Here is a 20546-nt window from a genome sequence, read left to right on the forward strand (position 1 = left end):
GCATCCGGCGGTTGCGCTGGCGCGACGGCGGCTTCAGCGAGCTACGGCGGGCATCCCGATGACCGACGCGTTCTCGGTGGGAGCCGACGCCCGGTGCAGGCCGCGGCGGTCATAGGCGTAAGTCGCGGTCGCCCCGAGCAGCAGGCCGATGCCGAGGCCGAGCACCGTCATCCACAAGCCGTGGGCGAAACCCGCTTCGGCGTGGGCGTCGAAGAACAGGATGGCGCGCACGGCGAGGTAGATCTGGTGCATCGGTTCGAAGGCGGCCAGATTCGCGATGTAGGCGGGCGTCGCCTCCAGCGGCACCGTCGCGGCCGACGAGGGCAGGCCGAGGACGACGAACAGGATCAGATTGACCAGCAGCCCCGCGGTGCCGAAGGTGGCGAGCACGGCGAGCGCGGTCACACCGACCGCGACGATGGCCAAAGTGCCGTAGAGCCACAACAGCAGCGGGCTGCCCAGCGGGACGCTCAACGCCGTGGCGACGGCGAGGAAGATGCCCGACAGCACCGGAGCCGCGGTGACGACGACCGCCCATTTCACCAGTAGCGTGCGGAAGCGAGAGATCCCGGTGGCCGGCGGGTGCACGAACCACGGGCCGTATTCGGTCGGCGTGAAACCGAGCACCGAGTCGACGAGCGTGTGGATGATCATCGCGCCGGTGAAGCCGGCCAGCAGCAGGATCAAGGTGTAGAAGAAGGCGACGAGGCCCTGTCCGGCGCCGTCGTCCATCGGCCGGTAGGGCGCGGTGACGATCTGCACCGGATCGGTGAGCATCAACCGGGCCGCGCCGCTCGGCTCGACCGGCGCGCCGGGCCCGGCGGCCAGGGCGGCGTTCACCTGATCGGTCAGGCTCTTGCCGACGGTCTCGTCCACTTGGCGCAAGGCGCGGTCGGCGATGCGCTGCATGATGCCGGTGGTGTAGGGGCCGATCCGCGGGTTGGTGTGGATCGTGATGACCGGGCGCTCGACCGCGCCGGGCACCACGGCGGCGGCGCCGAGTATCGCGAGCCGCTTGGTGAAGTCGGACGGGATGACGATCGCGCCGTAGACCTCGCCGTCCTGCAACTGCTTGCGCGCTTCGCCGATGCCGACGACGCGCAGGTCGATCTTCTCCGCGGGCATACCGGCCATCAGCGCGTCGGTGACCTGGGCGCCGATATCGGCGGGCTTGCCGCCGATCGTGTCGCCGACGTCCTGATTCACCAGAGCGATCGGGAAGTCGTGCAGATTCTTCTCGGTATTGCTGGCGTAGCCGAGGTACATGGTGGCGAGCAGCGCCGCGAACACCGTGAGCACTGCGATCGGGGCGGTGAAGGTCCGAACCGTCATGCGAGTCAATGTAGTCACCGCCTACAAAGTAGGCAACGCCTACATTTTGTTATCCTGCATACACCATGCCGATCACCAGAAGCCGGTCCTATCACCACGGCGACCTGCGCGCCGAGTTGCTCCAGCGCGCCGAGGCGACGCTGCGGGAGTCCGGGGTCGACGGCTTGTCGCTACGCGGGCTTGCCCGTGACGCCGGAGTCAGTCACGCCGCTCCGACCCGGCATTTCAAGGACAAACAGGCACTGCTGGACGCCATCGCGGTATCCGGATTCCAGCGTCTGGCCGCAGCCCTGGAGCAGACCGCGGCCGCGGACTCGGCCCACGGGCACATCCGAGCCTTGGCGCGGACCTATCTCCGTTTCGCGACCGAGAACTCGGCGCTCGTCGCGCTCATGTTCGCGCGCAGGCACAGCCCCGCCGCGGGCGATGCGATGTCACAGGCCGTGGACGCGGCGTTCGCGACGCCGGTCGCGCTGATCGCGGAAGCACAGCGACAGGGAGAAGTGATCGACGGCGATCCGCGGCGCATCGCGCTGTCCGCGGTCGCGGCGCTGCAAGGCCTGGCCACCTTCGTCGGCTCGGGCGTGATCGCCGCCGAGGCAGCCGACGAATTGCTGGACGAGACGACCACGCACATGATCGAAGGCCTGCGCCCGAGACCGTGATCTACGGCAGGCCGTCGGTCAGTAAGCGATGAACAGGATCTCGTCGCGAGAGTAGTCGTGGCCGGGATGCTTCTCGGCCAGATGGGCTTGCGTCTTCGCCACGAGATCGTCCTCGTCGGTTCCGACGATGAATTCTCCGCAGGGGCAGTTCAGCTTTCGCTTCATCGGCGTTCTTCCTCCTCGATCCGACAGTCTATGCACAGCGCGGGGATCGAGCGCGGGTCCGCCGCGATCACGGGCTCCACCGGATCGGCCACGTGACCATTCGTGGCCCCAGTAGCTGTGGGCGGTGATCTCCTCCGCGCTGTAGGTGGATTCGTCCACCAGCACACCCCTCGGCAAGATCGGCATCGTCGAGAACTTCGTTGTGCCGCATCCGCACCTCCCCGGACACGACCCGGCAGGTGCAGGCGCTGCGGGCGCCCTCGCGGCAGGAATAGGGCGCTTCCAGCCCGTTGGCCAGCAGCACGTCGAGCAGAACCTGGCCGCGTGGCCACCGAAGGGCGCGCTTCTGGCGGGCGACGCGGCGGCTCGGGCCCGATCCACTGTCGCGTCTTTTCTTCGATCCTCGACGGCCGTCACGTTCGCGCTCACGGCACGTCTCCATCCCGGGTGCTGACCTCGACGAGTCCGTCCGCGACCGCGGCATCGATGCTTTCGCGCAACGCGGCGCAGGTCCGCACCCGCGCGCCGTCCGCCCCGGCGAACTCGGCGCACGCCGCGACCGCGCCCGCGTTCCACTGGACGCTGGTGTGCTGCGGACTGAACTTCTCGACCAGCACGCACGTCCCGCAGGTACGGCAGGTGACCCGCTCCATCCGCTCAGGCTCCGGCGCCGGCGCGCTGCCCGGCGAGGTTCTCCGCGACCTCCGCCTCCCACGCCGTGACCGCCCTGGTGGTGTCCACTTCGAACTCGAAGCGATCGGTCATCTTCGGGTCGATGTCGGCCACGTCGGTGTAGAACTGCTCGTACCAGCGGCGCAGCTGGTAGACGGGCCCGTCCTCCTCGCACAGCAGCGGATTGTCGATGCGGGTCTTGCGCCGCCAGATCGCGGCGTCCTGTTCGAAGCCGCGACCGAGGCCACCGGCGAACTTCGCCGCGATCTCCTCGGCCTGCTCCGCGGGCACGCCGTGCGGCTTCTTCACGATCGCGCCGTACTGCAGCACGAACTTCGTGGGTGACACCGGGTAGTGGCAGTTGACGAGGATGCCCTCGACCGTCAGGCCCGCGCTCTCGCTGCGCAGGTGATCGATCATGTAGGAAGGGCCGTAGTAGGACGCGTCGGAGTGCAGGATGTTCTTGCCGCCCAACGCCTTCGCGGTCTCCCCCATCATGTCCTCGCGCGATACCGAGGTCATGTACTGGCTGGCGACGTGACCTTCGAAGACGTTCTTGAAGTAGGTCGGGAATCCGAAGTGCACGTAGAAGAAGTGCGCCATGTCCACCACGTTGTCGATGACCTCGCGGCAATTCGCGCCGTCGATCGTCATGGTGTTCCAGGTCCAGTCGGTCCACTCGTCGCTGAACGCCCCGTCGATGCGCGGGATGGTGATCTCTTCCGGGGGCGGATTGCCCTCCGGGTCGTTCCACACGAACAGCTGTTTGTTCTGCTCCAACGTCGGCCACGAGCGGGTGCGCGCCCGGGGTGGTACACGCCGGCCGTAAGGAATGCCGGTGCAGCGGCCGTTGCCGCCCCAACGCCAGTCGTGGAAGGGGCAGGCGATGGAATCGCCCTTGATCCGGCCGTCACCCAGGTTCCCGCCCATGTGCCTGCAGTAGGCGTCGAGCACGTGCAACTGCCCGTCGGCACCGGCGAACACCACCAGTTCCGTGCCGAAGATCTCGACGGTGTGCGGCTTGCCGTCCCGGAAGTCCCGCGCCAGGCCCAGGCAGTGCCAGCCGCGCGCGTAGCGGGCCGGCGGAGCGCCCGCGTCGATCACTCGGACCTCGGTGTCGGTAGTCATCGGTTCCTCCACAATTCGCGCACGTTTGTCACCTCGATATTTCGGTTCGGCATCCCGGCGCGGAAATGTGCAGTCCCACTGGCCGGGAGGCGCTCAGGCCTCATCGAGCCGTCCGAACGCGGAGCGGTAGAACAGCAGCGGCGCCGCCTCGCGATGCTCCGACAGCGCGGTGACGCGCGCGATGACGATGGTGTGGTCACCGCCGTCGACCTCCTGCTCGACCTCGCAGTCGAGCCAGGCCATGCTTCCGGCCAGCCGAGGCGAGCCGTTGGGCGACGGCTCCCAGTCCACCCCCGCGAACTTGTCCGCGTCGCTGCGCGCGAGACGACGGCAGAGGTCCTGCTGGTCGTGGGCCAGGATGTTGACACAGAGCCGGCCGACCGCGCGGATGCGCGGCCACGACGTGGACGTGCGCGCCGGGCAGAAGCAGACGGCGGGCGGCTCCAGTGACAGCGCCGAGAACGACTGGCAGGTGAAACCGACCGGCCCGGCCTCCCCCAGCGCGGTGATCACCGTGACCCCGGTGCAGAAGCGACCGAGCACCGCTTTGAAATCGCGCACGTCCAGGGGCGATCCGTCCATCTGGAGCACCGGTTCCATCGAGCCTCCTATTTCCATCAGGCATATACCTGACAGCTATGACAGCAGCCATCGCCCGATGGGCGTCAAGATCGGAGTCCGGTCACCGAGATGCGGATCCGTAGAAGCTACGTAGTTCTCCCGATTCCTCCCGTCCGCCGACGCGTCAGTGTGATGGGAGACACAAGCGATCGAGCGCGTAATGCCTGGTCGACGTAGACCGACTGTGACCGACGGAGGTTCGCATGACCGTCACCCTGCTGCCCGATACCGAGCCGCGCGCCGACCGTGGCCCGCACCGCACCCGCGCCAAGGGGGCGGAAGCCGACGTGCCGGTATCGATGATCGAGCGGATGACCCTCATCCTGGACGCGTTCGACGCCGCCACCCCGACGCTGACACTGCTGGGCCTGGTAGAGCGCACCGGCCTGCCGCGCTCGACGGTGCACCGGATCCTCGATCAGATGATCCGGCTGCGCTGGCTGGCCCACGCCTCGGGCGGATATCGGCTCGGCATGCGCACCTTGGAACTGGGCGGGCTCACCGCCGACCACAACGAGATCCGCGACGCGGTCAGCCCGCTGCTGCACGAGTTGTGCCAGCGCACCGGCATGGTCGGACACCTCGCGGTGCTCGACGGACGCGAGATCGTGTATCTGGACAAGGCGGGTGGCCGCCTGGCCGCGATGCTGCCGACCCGCCTCGGCGGCCGCATGCCCGCGCACTGCACCGCGCTCGGCAAGGCGATGCTCGCCACGCTCGAGCCGAGCATCGCCGAAGCCGCGTTCCATTCCCGGCTGCCGCGGCGGACCCCGCACACCATCACCGAACCCGACGCGCTGCACCGGGCCTTGGCCCAGATCCGGCTGCGCCAAGGGGTTGCGGTGGACCGTGAGGAGTCCATGGACGGAATCGCCTGCGTGGCAGCGCCTTTGCGGGGCCGAGGCACCGCACCCGCGGCACTGTCGCTGTCCGGGCGGGCTGAGGCGATGAGCTTCGACAAGCTGGCGCGGGTGCTGCTCGAGATCTCCCACGAGGCCGGGCGGTCGCTGTTCGGACGCCGGGCGCGCTGGCGCTAGTGCCGAATCCGACTATGCCTGGACGGTACAGTCCGGCCATGACCGATGGCGTCACACCCGCGGTGCCCGACCTGCCGACCACCGCGTGGGCCGTACTCGGCATGCTCTCGCACGCCGACGAACTCTCCGGCTACGACCTGAAGAAATGGGCCGACTGGAGTCTGCAGTTCTTCTACTGGAGTCCGTCGTTCAGCCAGATCTACGCCGAACTCAAACGCCTGGAGAAGCACGGCTACGCCAGCTCCCGCGCGGTCGTGCACGAGGACGGCGTGCGCGGCAAGCGGATGTACGCCATCACGCCGGAAGGTCGTGCGGCGGCGGCGAACTGGGTCAATCACGCGCCGGTGGAGGCGCCGGTGCTCAAGCACAGCGTGATGCTGCGGGCGTGGCTTGGCAACCTCGCCGAACCGGACCGGATGCGCGGCATACTCACCGAGCACATCGAGTACGCCGAGAAGATGCGCAGGCGCGCCGAGGCCGACGCGCAGGGCGCGGAGGCGAACCCGGACTGGGCCTATCCCGAGTTGGTGCTGCGCTGGTGCGTGCGGCACTACGAGGCGGAGCGCGATTTCGCCAGGGAGCTGCTGGCGGATATCGAACGCCTCACTGAGTGAGACGCCACCTGGTTCTTCCGGTCCCGCCATATTTCGATTAGGCATATGGAGGTGGCCGACGATGACCGGTGAACTGGATACGGTGCCCGCCGCGGTGGCGGCGATCGCGAACGGCGGCATGGCGCTCGTCGTGGACGACGAGGACCGGGAGAACGAAGGCGATCTGGTGCTGGCCGCGGAGAAGGCGACCGCGGCGAACATCGGGTTCCTGGTGCGGCACACCAGCGGCGTGCTGTGCGTGCCCATGACGGGCGATGACCTGGATCGGCTGGAGCTGCCGCCGATGACCGCGGTCAACCAGGACCCGAAAGCCACCGCCTACACCGTCTCGGTGGACGCGGCGGCGGGCATCGGCACCGGCATATCGGCCGCCGACCGCGCGCACACCATGCGCTTGCTCGCCGATCCCGGCGCCACGCCCCGGGATTTCACCCGCCCCGGGCACGTGTTCCCGCTGCGGGCGCACCCGCGTGGCGTGCTGGGGCGGCAAGGGCATACCGAGGCCGCGGTCGATCTGGTGCGGATGGCGGGCCTGCGCCCCGCCGGAGTCATCGCGGAGGTGGTGCGCGACGACGGGTCGATGGCCCGGCTTCCCGACCTGCTGACCATGGCCAGGGTGCACGGGATCCCGATCATCTCCATCGCCGAGCTGATCGCGCACCGACGCAGGCTGGAGCCGGGCGTCGTGCGCGTCGTCGAGACCCGGCTGCCCACCCGCTTCGGCGAGTTCCGGCTCATCGGCTATCGGGATCCGAACGACCGGGCCGAACATCTCGCGCTGGTGCTCGGTGCGCCGGGCGAACGGGACGTGCTCACCCGGGTGCACTCGGAATGTCTCACCGGCGACGCGTTCGGCTCGCTGCGCTGCGACTGCGGCGAGCAACTCGACGCCGCCCTGCGGGCCGTGGCCGCCGAGGGCCGCGGGGTCGTGGTCTACCTGCGCGGACAAGAGGGCCGCGGCATCGGACTGCTGAACAAACTGCGCGCCTACGAGCTCCAGGACGGGGGCGCCGACACCGTCGACGCGAATCTGCGACTCGGGCTGCCCGTCGACGCCCGGCACTACGGCGCCGCGGCGCGGATCCTGGACGATCTGGGCGTGCGGTCGGTCCGGTTGCTCAGCAACAATCCGGCCAAGCAGGCGGGCTTGACCGAACACGGCATCGCGGTCGAACGGCGGATTCCGCTGCAGACCAGTCCCACCGAGCACAACGTGCGCTATCTGCGCGCCAAGCGCGACCGGATGCGCCATCAGCTCAGCGAGGTCGACGCCGCCGCCCTCGCTCGATGAGCGGCGCCGGTTCGGTCCGCCCGCGGTCGGCGCGACGCCGCGGGCACGGTCATCGGAGTTGAATTTGTCCAGAACGCTCTTCCGCGCCCCGCGCGGTACCTAGGGTTGACACCCATGGCGCGGCGTCCCATCGGCAACCTCCCTGCCGAGGTCACCAGTTTCGTCGGGCGCCGGGAGGAACTCGCCGCGGCGAAGCGGCTGCTGCCCACCACGCGGGTGCTGACCATGCTCGGCCCCGGCGGCGTCGGCAAGACCCGGCTGTCCCGCCAGGTCGGCGTGGCGGTGGCGCGCGCGTTCCCGGACGGGGTGTGGCTGGTCGAACTGGCCGACGTCCGCGACCCCGATCTGGTCACGGTGACCGTCGCGGAGGCCATGGCGTTGCGCGACGACACCGCGACGCCCTTGCGGCGGCTCACCGAGTTCCTCGCGGACAAACGGTTGCTGTTGATCTTGGACAACTGCGAGCACCTGATCGACGCCTGCGCGCGGCTGGTGGGCCGCATCGTGGCCACCACCGCGCAGGTCCGGGTGCTGGCGACCAGCAGGGAGGTGCTGGGCGTGCCGGGGGAACAGGTCATGCCGGTCGCGCCCTTGCCGCTGCCGGACGCAGCGACCACCGACAGCGACGCGATGCGCCTGCTCGCCGAACGAGCGAGCGCCGCCAACCCCGGCTTCGCGGCCACCCCCGCGAATCGGGACGCGTTGGCCGCGATCTGCCGCAGGCTGGACGGTATTCCGCTCGCGCTGGAACTGGCCGCGTTGCGGTTCCGCGTGTTCACTCCCGAACAGATCCTCGCCCGGCTCGACGACACCATGGCCCTGCTGAGCGCGGGACCGCGCATCGCGCCGGAACGGCAGCAGACCATCGAGGGCGCGATCCGCTGGAGCTACGACCTGTGCACGCCGGCCGAACAGCGCCTGTGGGAACAACTGTCGGTGTTCTCCGGCGGCTTCGACATCGACGCCGCCGAAGCCGTGTGCCTGCCCGCTCCCAACGGGCGGATCGTGATGGACGAGCTGACCGGGCTGGTCGACAAGTCGGTGCTGAGCCTGCGCTACGACGGCGATGTCGGGCGGTACTCGATGCTGGAGCCGATCCGGCGGTTCGCCCACAACCGGCTGGCCGAGCGGGGCGACGAGCCCGAGGCGCGTGCGCGCCACCGCGAACACTACCGGCGGCTGGCGCTGCGCGGCCGCACCGCGTATTGGAGTTCCGACGACGTCGCCTGGTTCCGCGAACTCAACCGCGAGCACGCGAATCTGCGCGCGGCGCTGCAGTCCGGCCTCACCGACGCACCCGAGTCGGCGCTCGAGATGGCGGCGGTGCTGCGGCCGTTCTGGGAGCACAACCGGTTCCTCACCGAGGGCTATCGCTGGCTGACCGATGCGCTGGCGAAGGCGGGCCGACCGACCGAGCTGCGCGCACGCGGACTGTCCGCGGCCGCCTCGCTGGCGGCGTTGCTGTCCGATCGCGGGCCCGCGCACCAGTTGGTGGACGAATGCGTCGCCCTGGCACGCAAGGTCAATGCTCCCGACATCCTCGCGGAGGCCATGCTCGACTCGGCGCTGCTGGCCTTCAACGACGGCGACACCGCCCGAGCGCTCGAATTGGCGGAGACCGCAACGCATCTGGCGGCCGAATGCGGCCATCACGCCATGGAGATGGACAGTCTCGCCTTCGCGTTCGTGTGCGCCCTCGTGCTCGCCGACGAACGCTGCACCGCGTTCGCCGAGCGGCTGCTCGAGGTCACCACCGAACGCGGGCCCTCTCTGCTCGGCGGGCTGGCGCAGTGGTGCATGGGACTGGATCACTGGCGGCGCGGCGATCAGGACGGCGCGACCGCGTATCTCGCCAGCGCCGTCGAGATGTTCGCCCTGTTCGACCGCTGCGTCTGGCTCGCCTCCGCGTTCGAAGGGCTGGCGTGGACGGCGGTCGCGCGCGCCGATTTCGAGCGAGCCGCCCGCCTGCTCGGCGCCGCGGAGATCCTGGCGCGCAGCACGGTGCGCCTGGCCCACGCCATCACCGGCGTGCTCGGCGACCGGATGCGCGGCCGAGTGCGGGAGGCTTTGGGCGAGCGGAAGTTCCAGGAGGCCTTCGACAGCGGCGCGACGCTGTCGCTGAGCGAGGCGATCGATTACGCGCTGGGACGCGCGCCCGCCGCGCCGCGGCCACCGCAGCCCGCCGCGGATGCGTCTCGGGCCGCGGATGTCCTCACTCGCCGGGAGAAGGACGTCGCCCGGTTGGTGGCGGCGGGTCACAGCAACAAACGCATCGCCGCCGATCTGGTGATCTCGGTGCGTACCGCCGAGACCCACGTCGAGCACATCCTCACCAAGCTCGGTTTCACCTCCCGGACCCAGATCGCGGGGTGGGTGCGTGATCACGAGGTGTGATGGACGTGATCGGCGGCGTTCAGAGACGGTCGTCGCGCCCGCACAGGATCTGCGTCTCGGCGCGCAGGCCGCGCAGTCGTGCCCACAGCGGAACCACCGCTGGGCGGCCGCCGGCGCCGAAGCCGGGCTGATCCACGATCAGGCAGCGCAAACGCTCGGCCGGCACCGGCAGGTTGGCGCCGAAGTCGGCCCGTCCGGAGACGCCGGGCCCGAAGCCGTGCAACAGCACCGGCGGCGCGCCCGAGCCCGCCTCGTGATATCGCAGCCGCAGCCCCCGGTCGTGCTCCAACGCGTGGTGTTCTCCGCGGTGAGCGTCATCAGATCATCCGATCGGTGACCGGAAGGCCGAACGCGTCGCGGCCGTACAGGACGAGCGCGCGCTCGACGTCGTTGATGACGTGCACGCTTCCGGCGTGCGCGTCGCGCCAGTGCCGTTCGATCGGATTGGGTTTGCGGATGGCGTGGCCGCCGGAGTTGTCGAACAGCAGGTCGATGGCCTCGATGGCGCGTTCGGTGCCGCGCACCTGGTCGCGGCGGCTGCGTACCCGCAGTTCCAGGGGGATCTCCTCGCCCGCCTCGGCGTAGCGCAGTTGCTCGCCGATGTTGCGCTCCATCTGGAGGATGGCGGCGTCGATCTCGGAGGCGGCGCGCGCGACCCGAACATGCGCGAACGGGTCCTCGGCGGCCTTCTGCCCGCCGTAGGAGATCCGCACTCGTTCGCGCATGCGCTCGATGTGCGCTTCGTAGGCGCCTTGGGCGGCGCCGATGATGGGTGCGGTGATGGTGTTGGAGAACACCGCGCCGAACGAGATCCGGTAGAGCGCGGCGGTATTGACCTCTTGGCCGGGTCCGCGCAGCTCGGCCTGTTCGCTCGCGCTGTAGGTCCGGTGGGCGGGGACGAACGCCTTCTCGATGACGATGTCGTTGCTGCCGGTGCCGGACAGCCCCGACACGTGCCAGACGTCCTCGATGCGGTAGTCGGCGCGCGGCACCAGGACGGTGAGGTAGTCCGCTCCCCCTTCGTCGTTCGGCACGACCGCGCCGAGGAAGGCCCAGCGGGCGTGATCACAACCGGAAGAAAAACTCCACCGGCCGCTGATCTCGAAACCGCCGTCGACGGGCGTCAGCTTGCCGGTCGGCGCGTACGACGACGAGACCAGCGTGTCCGGATCGGCGCCCCATACGTCCTCCTGCGCCCGCGGCGGGAACAGCGCCAGCTGCCATGGGTGCGCGCCGAGCACCGACGACACCCACGCCGTGGACGGGCATGCGGTCGCGATGGCGCGGATGACCTCGTAGAACGCGACCGGTGAGGATTCGTCGCCACCGAAGCGGGACGGCTGCAGCATGCGGAACACCCCGGCCTCGGTCAGCTCCCTGATGCTCTGATCGGGCACTCTGCGCTGCAGTTCGGCGTCGGCGGCTCGCGCCCGGATCGCGGGCAGCAGATCCCGTACCCGATCGAGCACCTTGTTGTTCATATGCGGTAATCCTCCTGGTAGTGCCGTCTTTCGACGCTAGGCCGGTGCGGCGCCGTCCGGTCCGATCCATCCCGATGACCGGAACCCGCCGCCGGGTCAGCTGGTGCGGGCCGCGGCGGCGCCGGCGCGGCGGCCGAAGAAGGTGCCGTCGCCGAGCGAAGTGCCGCTGATATAGCCCTCGCCGTGCACGTTGCTCGCGGCACGGCCTGCGGCGAACAGTCCGGGGATCGGGGCGCCGTCGATATCGAGCACGGCGCCGTCGAGCGAGGTGTGCAGACCGCCGAGGGTGAACACGGAGGCGCCGGTGCCGCGGCGGTCACCGGACTCCGACGGCGGCCGCACCCCCGCCCGCACGTCGATCGCGGCGAGCGGCGGCGTGAGCGGCCGCACCCAGCGCGGCGCCTTCTCGAACTCGGGATCGTCACCGGCGGAGGCGAAGTGGTTGTAGCGGCGGACGGTGTCGGCCAGCGCGGCCGCGGGCACGCCCATGAGGTCGGCGAGTTCTTCGGCGGTCTCCGCCACGTGGGTCGGGCGCACACCCCACCGCTGTCGTTCCGGCACCTCGTCGAACGCTGGTTCGTCGAGCACGACCCAGGTCCGCATGTCCTGGCGGAACAGCGCCGCCTGGCCGATCCGGCCGGGATAGGTGTCCTCGTTGAGGAATCGCTGCCCGTGGCCGTTCACCACGATGCCGCGCGCGGCCAGACCTGGAACGAGCGAGATGCCGACCTGGCCGGTGGACATGTGCCGCACCGCCGCGCCGAGCGCCTGCGCCATCCGGATCCCGCTTCCGTCGTCGGTGCCCGCGCTGACCTTGGTGTGCCCCAGCAGTCGCGGCGCGTGCGCGGCGAGCATGGCGTCGTTGTCGACGAAACCACCGGTGGTCAGCACGACGCCGCGGCGCGCCCGGATGGTCAGCTGCGTGCCGTATCGCCGAGCCACCGCGCCGACGACCGTGCCGTCGGCGGCGACGATCAGGCGAGCCGCCCTGGTGTCGAAAAGCGCTCTCGCCCCGGCGGACCGAGCGGCCCCGGCGAGGCGATCCATGAGCAGCTTGCCGCCGAAGTCGGGGGCGGCGGGGCGATGCCCGCGCGGCGCGGGCGTGGCGAGACCGGAGAACGGCATGCTGTTCTCCCCCAGCCACATCAGCCCGTCGTCCGTCGGCGGCACCCAGGCCGGAGCGTCCCACAGCGTGGGTTGGAACGGCACGCCGCGGTCGGACAGCCAGTGGAAGTGCGCGACGCTGTCCTCGCTGTAGCGAGCGATCTTGTCCGGGTCGGCGCCCGGACCCAGCGCGGCGGACAGGAACGCGGCCATCGCCGCGGGGTCGTCGTCGAAGCCGCAGGCCCGCTGGATCGGTGTGCCGCCGCCGAGATAGATCTCGCCACCCGACAGAGCGGACGCGCCGCCCGGGCCGCTCATCCGATCCAGCACGAGCACCCGCGCGCCGGTCACCGCGGCCTCGAAGGCCGCCGCCGCTCCGGCGCATCCGTAACCGACCACCAGCACATCGGTCTCGAGGTCGTAGGCGCCCACTTCGGCGGCCTCCCGAGGCGCGACCGAATCCCGATCACTCATGGAGTCGACCTTCCCGCCCGGCTCCCGAGAAGCCGGCGCCGGTCTTGGTGAGCGACCCGCCGGTCCCGTTCATCGGGACTGCGGTCGGTCGCCGGGTCGCCGCGTGGCGATGGTGTGTGAACGGCGTCACGTCCGCTTGGGCGCCAGCGAGGAGGAAGATTTCATGCGGGTCCTGGTCACCGGGGTTTCCGATCCGACCGGTCGCGCGGTGGCGCGCATGCTGCTGGCCACCGGACACGACGTGGCCGGGTTGGACCGGGCACGGCACCGGTACGTCGACCCCCGGGTCGAGGTGATCACCGGCGACCCGGCGGAGCCCGCGTTGTGCGCACAGGCCGTCGCCGGGTGCGCGGCGGTGGTGTATCTGGGCGGCGCGCTCGCCCCGATCGCGTCGGCGGCCCGAACGGCCGGGGCGCGGATCGTGGTTCCGGTGGTCGCCGGTTCGGATGCCGTCGCCGAGGACGTCGTGCGCTCCAGCGGGGCGGCGGCCTTGATCGTGCGCACCGCGCCGGTCGCGGGCAGGCGCGTCGATGGCGAGAGTTGGCGCGTCCTGCGCCGGCTGCTGGGCTCTCGCCGGGCGGGCGGATTCCAGGTGTTGCACACCGACGACTTCGAACGCTTCCTGGTGCTGGCCGCGGGGTCCGCCCGCACCGGCGCGGTCGAACTCGCCGCGCCCGGCGTGATCTCCGGCGCGGACGCGGACCGCATCCGTGCGGCGGCGGGGACGCGGAAGTGGCGACGGACGTCCGGCACGCCACCGCGAATGGATACCACTGCGACGCAGAGCGAATGGGGGTTCCACTACGGGTGGACCGCGTCCGAGGTCGCGGCGGACATCGTGCGCGGACTGGCCGGTCGCAAGCTGGACGGCGACGGGTTCGTCGCCCGGCCGGGGGCGATCCCGCTGCCCGGCTACGTGATACCCGCCCGCGCGGCGACTTCGGACGGCCACGCCCTGGTGTCGGTCGCACCGGACGGTCTCGAGGGCGAGTTCGACGATCGCGTCGACCCGGCCTACCCGGTGCACACCGCGACCAATACGTCCGAGGCGCTACCCGGACCGCTCACCCCGCTGACCGTGGATCTGCAGGCGGGCGCTATCCGGCTGGCCAATGCCGCGATGGGCCGGATGATCGCGCTGGACGGCATCGCGCTGGAGCACTGGACCAGCCGGGTCACCACGGTGCTCGGGCACCACATCTACATCAACGCCTCCATCGGGGTGCTGGCCGCGGAGAACATGCCCGGCTGGGACGAGCAGAGCATCCGCCGTGACGTCTACGGCAACATCCCGGCCGAGATCTCCCTCACCCCGCACGGCAAGCCGCCGACGCCGACCGGATTCGCCAGCACCCGCGCCACGTGGCGCGCGGCGGGCCGCGTGCTGCGCACCGCGCTGCGCTATCGCGAGACCACCGACGGCATCAACGCCGCCGCCCATCAGGAAGCCCTCGGCGCCGCGGCGATTCGCGAGCTCACCGATGAACAACTGCACGCCCGCGTCCTGCTGTGGCGGGACCGGCTGAACCAGTCCTGGGCGGCGGCGTCCATCGGCGTGATGATGACCGGTGCGGCCACGGCCATCCACTCCCGCGGCAAGGAAGCGGCGACCGTGCCCATCGATCCGGAGCGGTTGGAGTCGGCCAGGACCATGCTCGCGGTGGAACGGCTCGCCGCACTGTGCCGGACCGACCCCGCGTTGCACGACGCGGCGCACGCGGGCGACGTCACCGCCGCGCGGGCGCTCTCCCCCGCCTTCTCCGCCGCCCTGGACGAGGAGCTGCGGCGGATCGGGCATCGCGGACCGGGTGAGTGCGAACTGCTCAATCCGACCTTCGGCGACCGCCCGGAGCTGCTGATGACCGCCGCCGCGCGTGCCGCGCAGATGCCCGCGCCCAAACGGGAACCGGTCGGCCCCGCGCCGAGTCGCACCGCGCGGATGGCGGCGGGGGCGACGATGGCGCGCGAACGCGTCCGCGACGCCGTGGTCCGCTACACCCACTGCCTGCGCCTCGCCGTGCGGGAGCGGGCGGAGCGGCTGATCCGGCAAGGGCTGCTGCAGCAGGCCGATGATGCCTGCTTCCTGACGCTCGACGAAATCCTCTGGGCGCCTGCCGATCTGGCCGAGCGGGTGGCACGACGGCGAGCCGAGCTGACCCGATTGCACGGCGTCCGCATGCCGGATGTGATCGCGGGTGACTGGGAGCCGCTGCCGAACGCGGACGCGTTGCTGCCCGGTGACAGCCTGACCGGCATCGGGGTGTGCCCCGGCGTGGTGGAGGGCACCGTGAAACGCGTGCTGTCGCTGGACGACGACATCGAGCCGGGCGACATCCTGGTGGCTTCGGTCACCGACACCGGGCACACCGCGATGTTCGCCTACGCCGCCGCGGTGGTCACCGACATCGGCGGCTCCGCGTCACACGCCGCCATCGTCGCCAGGGAATTCGGCATTCCCTGCGTCGTGGACACCAAGACCGCCAGCGCCCGGCTGGCCGATGGGCAGCGCGTGCGCGTCGACGGGGCGGCCGGCACGGTCACCCTGCTCGCCGACGTCTGAGTCGTGGCCGGGGTCGAGCACCCCGGCCCACATGCCGGTTCGGCGTCGGCCGGGCCGCGACCCTATGGAAGGAATGAGCCAGTGACGATTTCGCGTGCTGTTCGCGGGGCGGTGACCGGTGTCGCCGCCGCATTGATCGCCGTGTTCCCGTCCACCACCACCGCGGTGGCGAGCCCCGGGCTCGTGCACACCGTGCACGACCGCTCCATGCAGCTGTCGGCGGCGCCGAATGCCAGGGACATCGGCGACTACCCCACCCAGGGCAACGGCAAACTCCGCACCGGCGTCGTGTTCCGCACCGACGCCCTGGACAAGCTCACCGCCGCCGACCAGCAGAAACTGGTGACCTCCGGCATCACCGCGGTGATCGATTTCCGCAGCCCGAACGAGTCAGGGGCCAACCCGGACAAGCTGCCCGCGTCGATTCCCACGCTCGCGCGTCCGGTGTACGACCCGGGCAACGACTTCTACCTGCTGGTGGGCAAGGCGGTGCAGGGCGGTCCGGCCGTGCAGCAGCAGATGTTCGGCGACGGCAAGGCCGCGGGCATCATGCGCGACTACTACCGCTGGATGGTCACCGACGCCGGCGCTCGCGCGCAGTTCGGGACCGCCATCCGGGATGTCGCGAACGCGAACGGGCCGGTGCTGTTCCACTGCACCGCGGGCAAGGACCGCACCGGATGGATGACCGCCGTCCTGATGACGGCGCTCGGCGTCCCGAAGGGTCAGGTGTACAAGGACTATCTGGAATCGAACGACAACCTGGCCGCGAGCAACAAGGCGACGTTGGACGGGTTGGTGGCCAAGGGGCTGGTCACCGATCCCGCGCTGTTCGATCCGATTCTCGGCGTGCGCGCCGACTATCTCGACGCCGCTTTCGACCAGGCCGCCGCGTCCTTCGGATCGTTCGACCGGTTCGTCACCGACGGGCTCGGTGTCGACGGCGCCACGCTGGACGCGCTGAGAACCGAACTGCTGCCGCGGTAGCCGATGACTGCAGCGGGCCGGGTGGAGCATGTTCCACCCGGCCCGCTCGGTCGTTCCGGGACAGGGAAGACGGCGGCGCGGGCTGGTCACGAACTCGTGATCGCTGAGCGGCCCGCCGCTGGCATGCAGGGATGGCTGCTTCCGCTGGAGCGCGCGAGGTCGCGGACCACCACATCACCCGCCTGCTCCAGCCTGGCGCGATGACGGCCGCGCTGAACTGGTACCGCGCTATCGGCGACGACTGGCTGCACGCGCCGCGGGTGAGTGTTCCGACGACCGTGGTGTGGGGCGGCGGGGATATCGCGGTGGCACGGGCGGGCATCGACTTGTGCGGCGAGTTCGTCGACGCCGACTACAGCATGGCAGGAACCCGCCACGCCCGCTCGTTGTCTCGTCGCCGGGCTTTCGAGCCGGAGACGGCGTGGAAGCGACATCAACCCGCTGACTGATGTGGTGTCCGACTTCGGGCACAGCACGTCTACTTCTCAGTGGTGATGTGCCGAGCGCGGCGGGTCGTGACACTGGAAACACGCCGGTCGGGGCATCGCTACGGCGTCAGCGTCGAGTCGAGTGAGGGAGTAGGTCGATGGGACAGCAGCAGTGGCGCGGAACGGTCGTGAAGAAGTCGCGCGGGTTGCTGGACGGAGCGAATCTGTACCGGCGCTTGCACATTCGCTTGCCGGACGGCAGCACGAGAAAGATTCGCGTGGACCGAGCGTTGTGGGAGGCGCTGGAGGTCGGCGACTCGGTGACCAAGCGGGCCGGAGCCGATCCGGTCAAGGACTGACCTGCCGGCGTGGCCCGCCGGTGCACCGGGCAGGAGAGGATGCCACGACCGCGGCGTCCTATCCCGGGGCGATCAGCACCTCACGCAGTCGCGCCAGTTCTGCGGCGGTGAGCCCGCTGCTCAGCAACCATTCGGCTGCGCCGCCGTGGTCAGCGCACAGTTTCGCGAGGAAACGCCCCATCACCTCGGCCTCGACGCCGAGGATGCCGGTACTGACCGGGGGCAGCCCGGTGTAGGACGGGAGCGCGTCGAGCCGGTCGCGGACCCGGTGCATGCGTTCACCGGTCAGGGCGTAGTCGGCCGCGATCGCCTCCGGCGGCACGCCCACCGCGTCCAGCAGCACCGCCGCGAGCACGCCGGTGCGGTCCTTGCCCGCGGCGCAGTGGAACAGCACCGAGTGGCTGTCGGCGTCGATGACCAGGCGTACCGCCGCGACGATGGAGTCAGCGCTGCCTGCCAGCAGTTTCGCGTACAGGTCCACCAGATCCACCCGGCTGGAATCGGGAACCAGATCCCGTGCCGCCAGCGAGGATTGCGGCGATTTCCGCACCGGCAGACAGACCCGCCGCACGTCTGCGGTGGCCAGCAGTCCGTAGCCCTCGCGCTCCACCTCATCGGGCAGCCGCAGATCGATCAGGGTGCGCAGGCCGATCGGCCCGAGCAGTTCGGCCAGGTCGGACTCGGTGAGATTCTGCGGGGTGCTGGAACGGTAGACCACCCCGAAACGGGTGACGCCCCCGCCCCGCACGGGAAGCCCGCCCAGGTCGCGGACATTATCGATCTGGGCGAACTCGACCCAACGTTCCTGTGGCGCGGTGGATTCGCCCGTGATGTCAGTGGGCACGGCCGGCCGCCGCCTCGTCGGCGCGGTTGAGGCCGCACAGTCCGATCAGGTCCTCGTGCAGCTCGAACCACACGGTGTGGTAGCTGTCGAGCACGGGTCGCGCGACCCAGGCGTGATCGCCGGCGGCGATCCGCTCGATCGCCCGCGCGAAGCGGGCGGAGTACCGGGCCAGCCGCGGCGCGACGTCGCCGATTCGCCGCAGCAGCGGTTGCACGGCATGGTGCAGATCGGTCAGCCTGGTCAGCACCGCACCGTCGTACTCGGCGTCGGCGTGGTCGTTGACGGTGGCCGGGTCCTTCATCTGCCATGCGGTGACGATCTCTTTCAAAATCCCGTTGAAATCGCAGAATTCGGCATAGACGGAGGCGATCGCGGCCCGATCGACTGTCCGTCGCTCCAGCGCGAGCAGGCCGTCCAAGTGCTGTCGGCCTTCCGGTGTGAGTCGCACGCCGATCGGTGTCGCGGCGCACCAGCCCCCGGCCACCAGTTCTTCGCATCGAGCGGCGACGGTCTCGGTGGGCGCGCCGACGCCCGCGGCCAGCGCGTCGTGCGCGGCCCTGCCTTTGATTCCGATCAGCCGCAGCAGATCGAGGTCGGGAATCTCCGTTACCGTCGCCGGAGCCGCCGCGTGCGCCTGCGCCGAGGCGTCCGTCGCCCGCGCGTCGAGCCAGGTCGCCAACCCGTCGATGTCGGTGCCCGCCCACCCGGCCAATCGGCCGACGTCGGCGAGGGTGGCGGAGTCCACGGGTTTGCCTTCGACCCGTCCAGGCCAGACCGTGCCCGCGCCGCCGTCCACGGTCACCACCCGACCGGCCAGTGCCGCGACGACACCGGAGCCGCAACCGACCACGCACGGTCTGCCGATCTCGCGACCGACCAGCGCCGCATGCGAAGTGGCTCCGCCCAGTTCGGTGACGATCGCCTTGGCGGCGATCATGCCGTGCAGGTCGTCGGGGCTGGTGGTCGGGCGTACGAGGATCACGTCCTCGCCCGCCTCCGCGCGGCGCTCGGCCTCGTGCGGATCGGTGACGACGACACCCGAGGCCAGGCCGGGACACGCCGCTTCGCCACGAGCAAGCGGTGTCCCGGTGTACTCCCCGGTCGCCGGTCGCAGCACGGTGCGCACCTGGTCGGCGGTGACCCGCTTCAGTGCCTCGTCCGCGCCGATGAGCCCTTCCTCGGCCATCGCCACCGCGGCGCGCACGGCCGCGCGCGCGGAGCGCTTGGCCGGCCGCGACTGCAACAGCCACAGGGCGCCGGATTCGACGGTGAACTCGATGTCCTGGATATCGCGGCCATCGCGTTCCAGCAGGTCGGCCGCCGCGACGAGTTCCGCGTGCACCTGTGGCAGCAGCGTCGCGAGTTCGTCCAGCGGCCGCGGAGTGGTCCGGCCGGACACCACGTCCTCGCCCTGCCCGCCGACCAGCCATTCGCCGAACAGCGCGCGGTCGCCGGTGTTCGGGTTGCGGCTGAACAGCACGCCGGTGCCGGACTTGGCATCGAGATTGCCGAAGACCATGGCTTGGACGGTGACGGCGGTGCCCAGGGTTCCCGCAACGCCGCGATTGCGCCGATACGTCTGCGCCCGAGGCGAATCCCAGGACCGGAACACCGTGCTGATGGCCGCCCGCAACTGCTCCCACGGATCCTCGGGCACCGCACCGTCGGGATCACCCAGCACGGTTTCGCGGTATTGGGCGCGGAACCGCTCCCGGGTGTCGGCCGCGTAGCCCGGATTCCCGGTCTCCACGGCCAGTGCTCGCGCCACCGCCTCGTTCATGCCGAGGTTCAGCACCGTGTCCATCATCCCGGGCATGCTCACCGCGGCGCCCGAGCGGACCGATACCAGCAGCGGACGGGCGCCGGAGCCGAAGACACGTCCGGTGCCGCGCTCGATGGCGGCGATGCCCTCCTGGACGCCGTGCCAGATGTCCTCGCCGATTGCCCCGCGTGCCGAGAAGTCGGCCCAGCCCTCGATGGTGATGACGAACGCGGGCGGCACCGACAGGCCGAGCGCGCGCATGCGGTTGACGCTCCACGCCTTCCCGCCGATGCGTTCCCGGGACAGCGAACAGGCGCCGTCGAGTTCGACGACCGGCCCCGCGCCCGCTGCCTCGTCGTTTCGCTCCACTAGCTCTGCTCCGGCCGTCATGTCACTCCTCAGCACTCACTGAACAATCCGCGCCCCAGCGCGATTCGGAACCTCGTACACCGGCCCGTGCCGGACCGGACGCGAACCGCGGCGCACACACCTGTCGCTCGCTTCGAGCCTGCCGTGCCATCGGTCACCTGCCGTACCCGTGGTCCCGCTGAGCAGGACGGTTCCGATGAGCCGCCGGATACGGCGTGTCGTCCGACTCTGCTGGTCGTCGCCACCGTCGCTCGATCGG

19 protein-coding genes and 1 pseudogene are annotated in these 20546 nt (G+C 70.4%); 9 read left to right on the plus strand and 11 right to left on the minus strand.

The genetic code is table 11. From position 1 onward, the window contains the following. Positions 1–33 precede the first annotated feature (33 nt). Positions 34–1332 (minus strand): YhgE/Pip domain-containing protein, encoded by a 1299-nt coding sequence (locus ACWDMM_RS19635; protein WP_195079367.1) that lies wholly within the window; start codon positions 1330–1332, stop codon positions 34–36. 65 nt (positions 1333–1397) lie between these two features. Between ACWDMM_RS19635 and ACWDMM_RS19640 the strand changes: the two genes are divergently transcribed. Next, complete coding sequence (locus ACWDMM_RS19640; protein WP_195079366.1) at positions 1398–1997, plus strand: TetR/AcrR family transcriptional regulator; 600 nt, start codon at positions 1398–1400, stop codon at positions 1995–1997. 18 nt (positions 1998–2015) lie between these two features. Here the strand turns inward: ACWDMM_RS19640 and ACWDMM_RS19645 are convergent, their stop codons facing one another. The 5 genes and pseudogenes from ACWDMM_RS19645 to ACWDMM_RS19665 all read right to left on the minus strand — a co-directional run bounded on the left by ACWDMM_RS19645 (position 2016) and on the right by ACWDMM_RS19665 (position 4562). Continuing rightward, positions 2016–2162: a DUF1059 domain-containing protein gene (locus ACWDMM_RS19645; RefSeq protein ID WP_195079365.1), complete on the minus strand. Its 147-nt coding sequence runs from the start codon at positions 2160–2162 to the stop codon at positions 2016–2018. A gap of 166 nt (positions 2163–2328) precedes the next feature. Further along, a pseudogene (locus tag ACWDMM_RS19650) lies at positions 2329–2499 on the minus strand (2Fe-2S iron-sulfur cluster-binding protein); the annotation flags it as partial. Between the two features lie 88 nt (positions 2500–2587). Beyond that, positions 2588–2815, minus strand: coding sequence for a hypothetical protein (locus ACWDMM_RS19655; protein WP_195079363.1), 228 nt, complete (start codon positions 2813–2815; stop codon positions 2588–2590). A 4-nt stretch (positions 2816–2819) separates the two neighbouring features. After that, on the minus strand, positions 2820–3962 hold the full coding sequence (locus ACWDMM_RS19660) for a Rieske 2Fe-2S domain-containing protein (RefSeq protein ID WP_357102834.1): 1143 nt from the start codon (positions 3960–3962) through the stop codon (positions 2820–2822). Between the two features lie 93 nt (positions 3963–4055). Then, on the minus strand, positions 4056–4562 hold the full coding sequence (locus tag ACWDMM_RS19665; RefSeq protein WP_357102837.1) for a flavin reductase family protein: 507 nt from the start codon (positions 4560–4562) through the stop codon (positions 4056–4058). Positions 4563–4786: 224 nt separating this feature from the next. Here ACWDMM_RS19665 and ACWDMM_RS19670 point away from each other — a divergent pair, with 224 nt between their 5' ends. The 4 genes from ACWDMM_RS19670 to ACWDMM_RS19685 all read left to right on the plus strand — a co-directional run bounded on the left by ACWDMM_RS19670 (position 4787) and on the right by ACWDMM_RS19685 (position 9919). Continuing rightward, complete coding sequence (locus ACWDMM_RS19670; protein ID WP_195079360.1) at positions 4787–5620, plus strand: IclR family transcriptional regulator; 834 nt, start codon at positions 4787–4789, stop codon at positions 5618–5620. 38 nt (positions 5621–5658) lie between these two features. Further along, the gene (locus tag ACWDMM_RS19675) at positions 5659–6234 is read left to right on the plus strand and encodes a PadR family transcriptional regulator (protein WP_195079359.1); all 576 of its coding nucleotides are present in this window, start codon (positions 5659–5661) and stop codon (positions 6232–6234) included. A 61-nt stretch (positions 6235–6295) separates the two neighbouring features. Next, the gene (locus tag ACWDMM_RS19680) at positions 6296–7525 is read left to right on the plus strand and encodes a bifunctional 3,4-dihydroxy-2-butanone-4-phosphate synthase/GTP cyclohydrolase II (protein ID WP_195079358.1); all 1230 of its coding nucleotides are present in this window, start codon (positions 6296–6298) and stop codon (positions 7523–7525) included. Positions 7526–7639: 114 nt separating this feature from the next. Beyond that, on the plus strand, positions 7640–9919 hold the full coding sequence (locus ACWDMM_RS19685) for a LuxR C-terminal-related transcriptional regulator (protein WP_357102842.1): 2280 nt from the start codon (positions 7640–7642) through the stop codon (positions 9917–9919). A 19-nt stretch (positions 9920–9938) separates the two neighbouring features. On the opposite strand, the gene ACWDMM_RS19690 is transcribed toward ACWDMM_RS19685, so the two are convergent. From ACWDMM_RS19690 to ACWDMM_RS19700, 3 genes are all read right to left on the minus strand, one after another. Then, complete coding sequence (locus ACWDMM_RS19690; RefSeq protein WP_357102845.1) at positions 9939–10208, minus strand: alpha/beta fold hydrolase; 270 nt, start codon at positions 10206–10208, stop codon at positions 9939–9941. Positions 10209–10236: 28 nt separating this feature from the next. Then, positions 10237–11400, minus strand: a complete 1164-nt coding sequence (gene hsaA, locus ACWDMM_RS19695; RefSeq protein WP_195079355.1) for a 3-hydroxy-9,10-secoandrosta-1,3,5(10)-triene-9,17-dione monooxygenase oxygenase subunit — start codon at positions 11398–11400, stop codon at positions 10237–10239. A gap of 96 nt (positions 11401–11496) precedes the next feature. Beyond that, positions 11497–12978 carry an FAD-dependent oxidoreductase gene (locus ACWDMM_RS19700; RefSeq protein ID WP_357102849.1) on the minus strand — a complete coding sequence of 494 codons (1482 nt, stop codon included), beginning with the start codon at positions 12976–12978 and terminating at the stop codon, positions 11497–11499. 163 nt (positions 12979–13141) lie between these two features. On the opposite strand from ACWDMM_RS19700, the gene ACWDMM_RS19705 reads away from it, so the two are divergent. The 4 genes from ACWDMM_RS19705 to ACWDMM_RS19720 all read left to right on the plus strand — a co-directional run bounded on the left by ACWDMM_RS19705 (position 13142) and on the right by ACWDMM_RS19720 (position 17312). Beyond that, a complete protein-coding gene (locus ACWDMM_RS19705) occupies positions 13142–15538 on the plus strand; it encodes a PEP-utilizing enzyme (protein ID WP_195079353.1) in 2397 nt (798 codons plus the stop codon). A gap of 81 nt (positions 15539–15619) precedes the next feature. Then, positions 15620–16525: a tyrosine-protein phosphatase gene (locus ACWDMM_RS19710; protein WP_195079352.1), complete on the plus strand. Its 906-nt coding sequence runs from the start codon at positions 15620–15622 to the stop codon at positions 16523–16525. Positions 16526–16656: 131 nt separating this feature from the next. Next, on the plus strand, positions 16657–16974 hold the full coding sequence (locus tag ACWDMM_RS19715) for a hypothetical protein (protein ID WP_195079351.1): 318 nt from the start codon (positions 16657–16659) through the stop codon (positions 16972–16974). Positions 16975–17111: 137 nt separating this feature from the next. Then, positions 17112–17312 (plus strand): DUF7489 domain-containing protein, encoded by a 201-nt coding sequence (locus ACWDMM_RS19720; protein ID WP_195079350.1) that lies wholly within the window; start codon positions 17112–17114, stop codon positions 17310–17312. A gap of 58 nt (positions 17313–17370) precedes the next feature. Here the strand turns inward: ACWDMM_RS19720 and ACWDMM_RS19725 are convergent, their stop codons facing one another. Together ACWDMM_RS19725 and ACWDMM_RS19730 are read right to left on the minus strand one after the other, a co-directional pair. Continuing rightward, on the minus strand, positions 17371–18156 hold the full coding sequence (locus tag ACWDMM_RS19725) for a tyrosine-protein phosphatase (protein ID WP_195079349.1): 786 nt from the start codon (positions 18154–18156) through the stop codon (positions 17371–17373). Further along, on the minus strand, positions 18146–20308 hold the full coding sequence (locus ACWDMM_RS19730; protein ID WP_195079348.1) for a pyruvate, phosphate dikinase: 2163 nt from the start codon (positions 20306–20308) through the stop codon (positions 18146–18148). Before ACWDMM_RS19730 ends, ACWDMM_RS19725 begins: the two co-directional genes overlap by 11 nt. Positions 20309–20546 lie beyond the last annotated feature (238 nt).

This window comes from Nocardia sp. NPDC003726 (assembly GCF_053586955.1).

Excerpts from the sequence above, each read along its gene's own strand:
- ACWDMM_RS19635 (WP_195079367.1), bottom strand. The coding sequence starts at position 1,332 with ATGACGGTTCGGACCTTCACCGCCCCGATCGCAGTGCTCACGGTGTTC.
- ACWDMM_RS19640 (WP_195079366.1), top strand. The coding sequence starts at position 1,398 with ATGCCGATCACCAGAAGCCGGTCCTATCACCACGGCGACCTGCGCGCC.
- ACWDMM_RS19645 (WP_195079365.1), bottom strand. The coding sequence starts at position 2,162 with ATGAAGCGAAAGCTGAACTGCCCCTGCGGAGAATTCATCGTCGGAACC.
- ACWDMM_RS19655 (WP_195079363.1), bottom strand. The coding sequence starts at position 2,815 with ATGGAGCGGGTCACCTGCCGTACCTGCGGGACGTGCGTGCTGGTCGAG.
- ACWDMM_RS19660 (WP_357102834.1), bottom strand. The coding sequence starts at position 3,962 with ATGACTACCGACACCGAGGTCCGAGTGATCGACGCGGGCGCTCCGCCG.
- ACWDMM_RS19665 (WP_357102837.1), bottom strand. The coding sequence starts at position 4,562 with ATGGAACCGGTGCTCCAGATGGACGGATCGCCCCTGGACGTGCGCGAT.
- ACWDMM_RS19670 (WP_195079360.1), top strand. The coding sequence starts at position 4,787 with ATGACCGTCACCCTGCTGCCCGATACCGAGCCGCGCGCCGACCGTGGC.
- ACWDMM_RS19675 (WP_195079359.1), top strand. The coding sequence starts at position 5,659 with ATGACCGATGGCGTCACACCCGCGGTGCCCGACCTGCCGACCACCGCG.
- ACWDMM_RS19680 (WP_195079358.1), top strand. The coding sequence starts at position 6,296 with ATGACCGGTGAACTGGATACGGTGCCCGCCGCGGTGGCGGCGATCGCG.
- ACWDMM_RS19685 (WP_357102842.1), top strand. The coding sequence starts at position 7,640 with ATGGCGCGGCGTCCCATCGGCAACCTCCCTGCCGAGGTCACCAGTTTC.
- hsaA (WP_195079355.1), bottom strand. The coding sequence starts at position 11,400 with ATGAACAACAAGGTGCTCGATCGGGTACGGGATCTGCTGCCCGCGATC.
- ACWDMM_RS19700 (WP_357102849.1), bottom strand. The coding sequence starts at position 12,978 with ATGAGTGATCGGGATTCGGTCGCGCCTCGGGAGGCCGCCGAAGTGGGC.
- ACWDMM_RS19705 (WP_195079353.1), top strand. The coding sequence starts at position 13,142 with ATGCGGGTCCTGGTCACCGGGGTTTCCGATCCGACCGGTCGCGCGGTG.
- ACWDMM_RS19715 (WP_195079351.1), top strand. The coding sequence starts at position 16,657 with ATGGCTGCTTCCGCTGGAGCGCGCGAGGTCGCGGACCACCACATCACC.
- ACWDMM_RS19720 (WP_195079350.1), top strand. The coding sequence starts at position 17,112 with ATGGGACAGCAGCAGTGGCGCGGAACGGTCGTGAAGAAGTCGCGCGGG.
- ACWDMM_RS19730 (WP_195079348.1), bottom strand. The coding sequence starts at position 20,308 with ATGACGGCCGGAGCAGAGCTAGTGGAGCGAAACGACGAGGCAGCGGGC.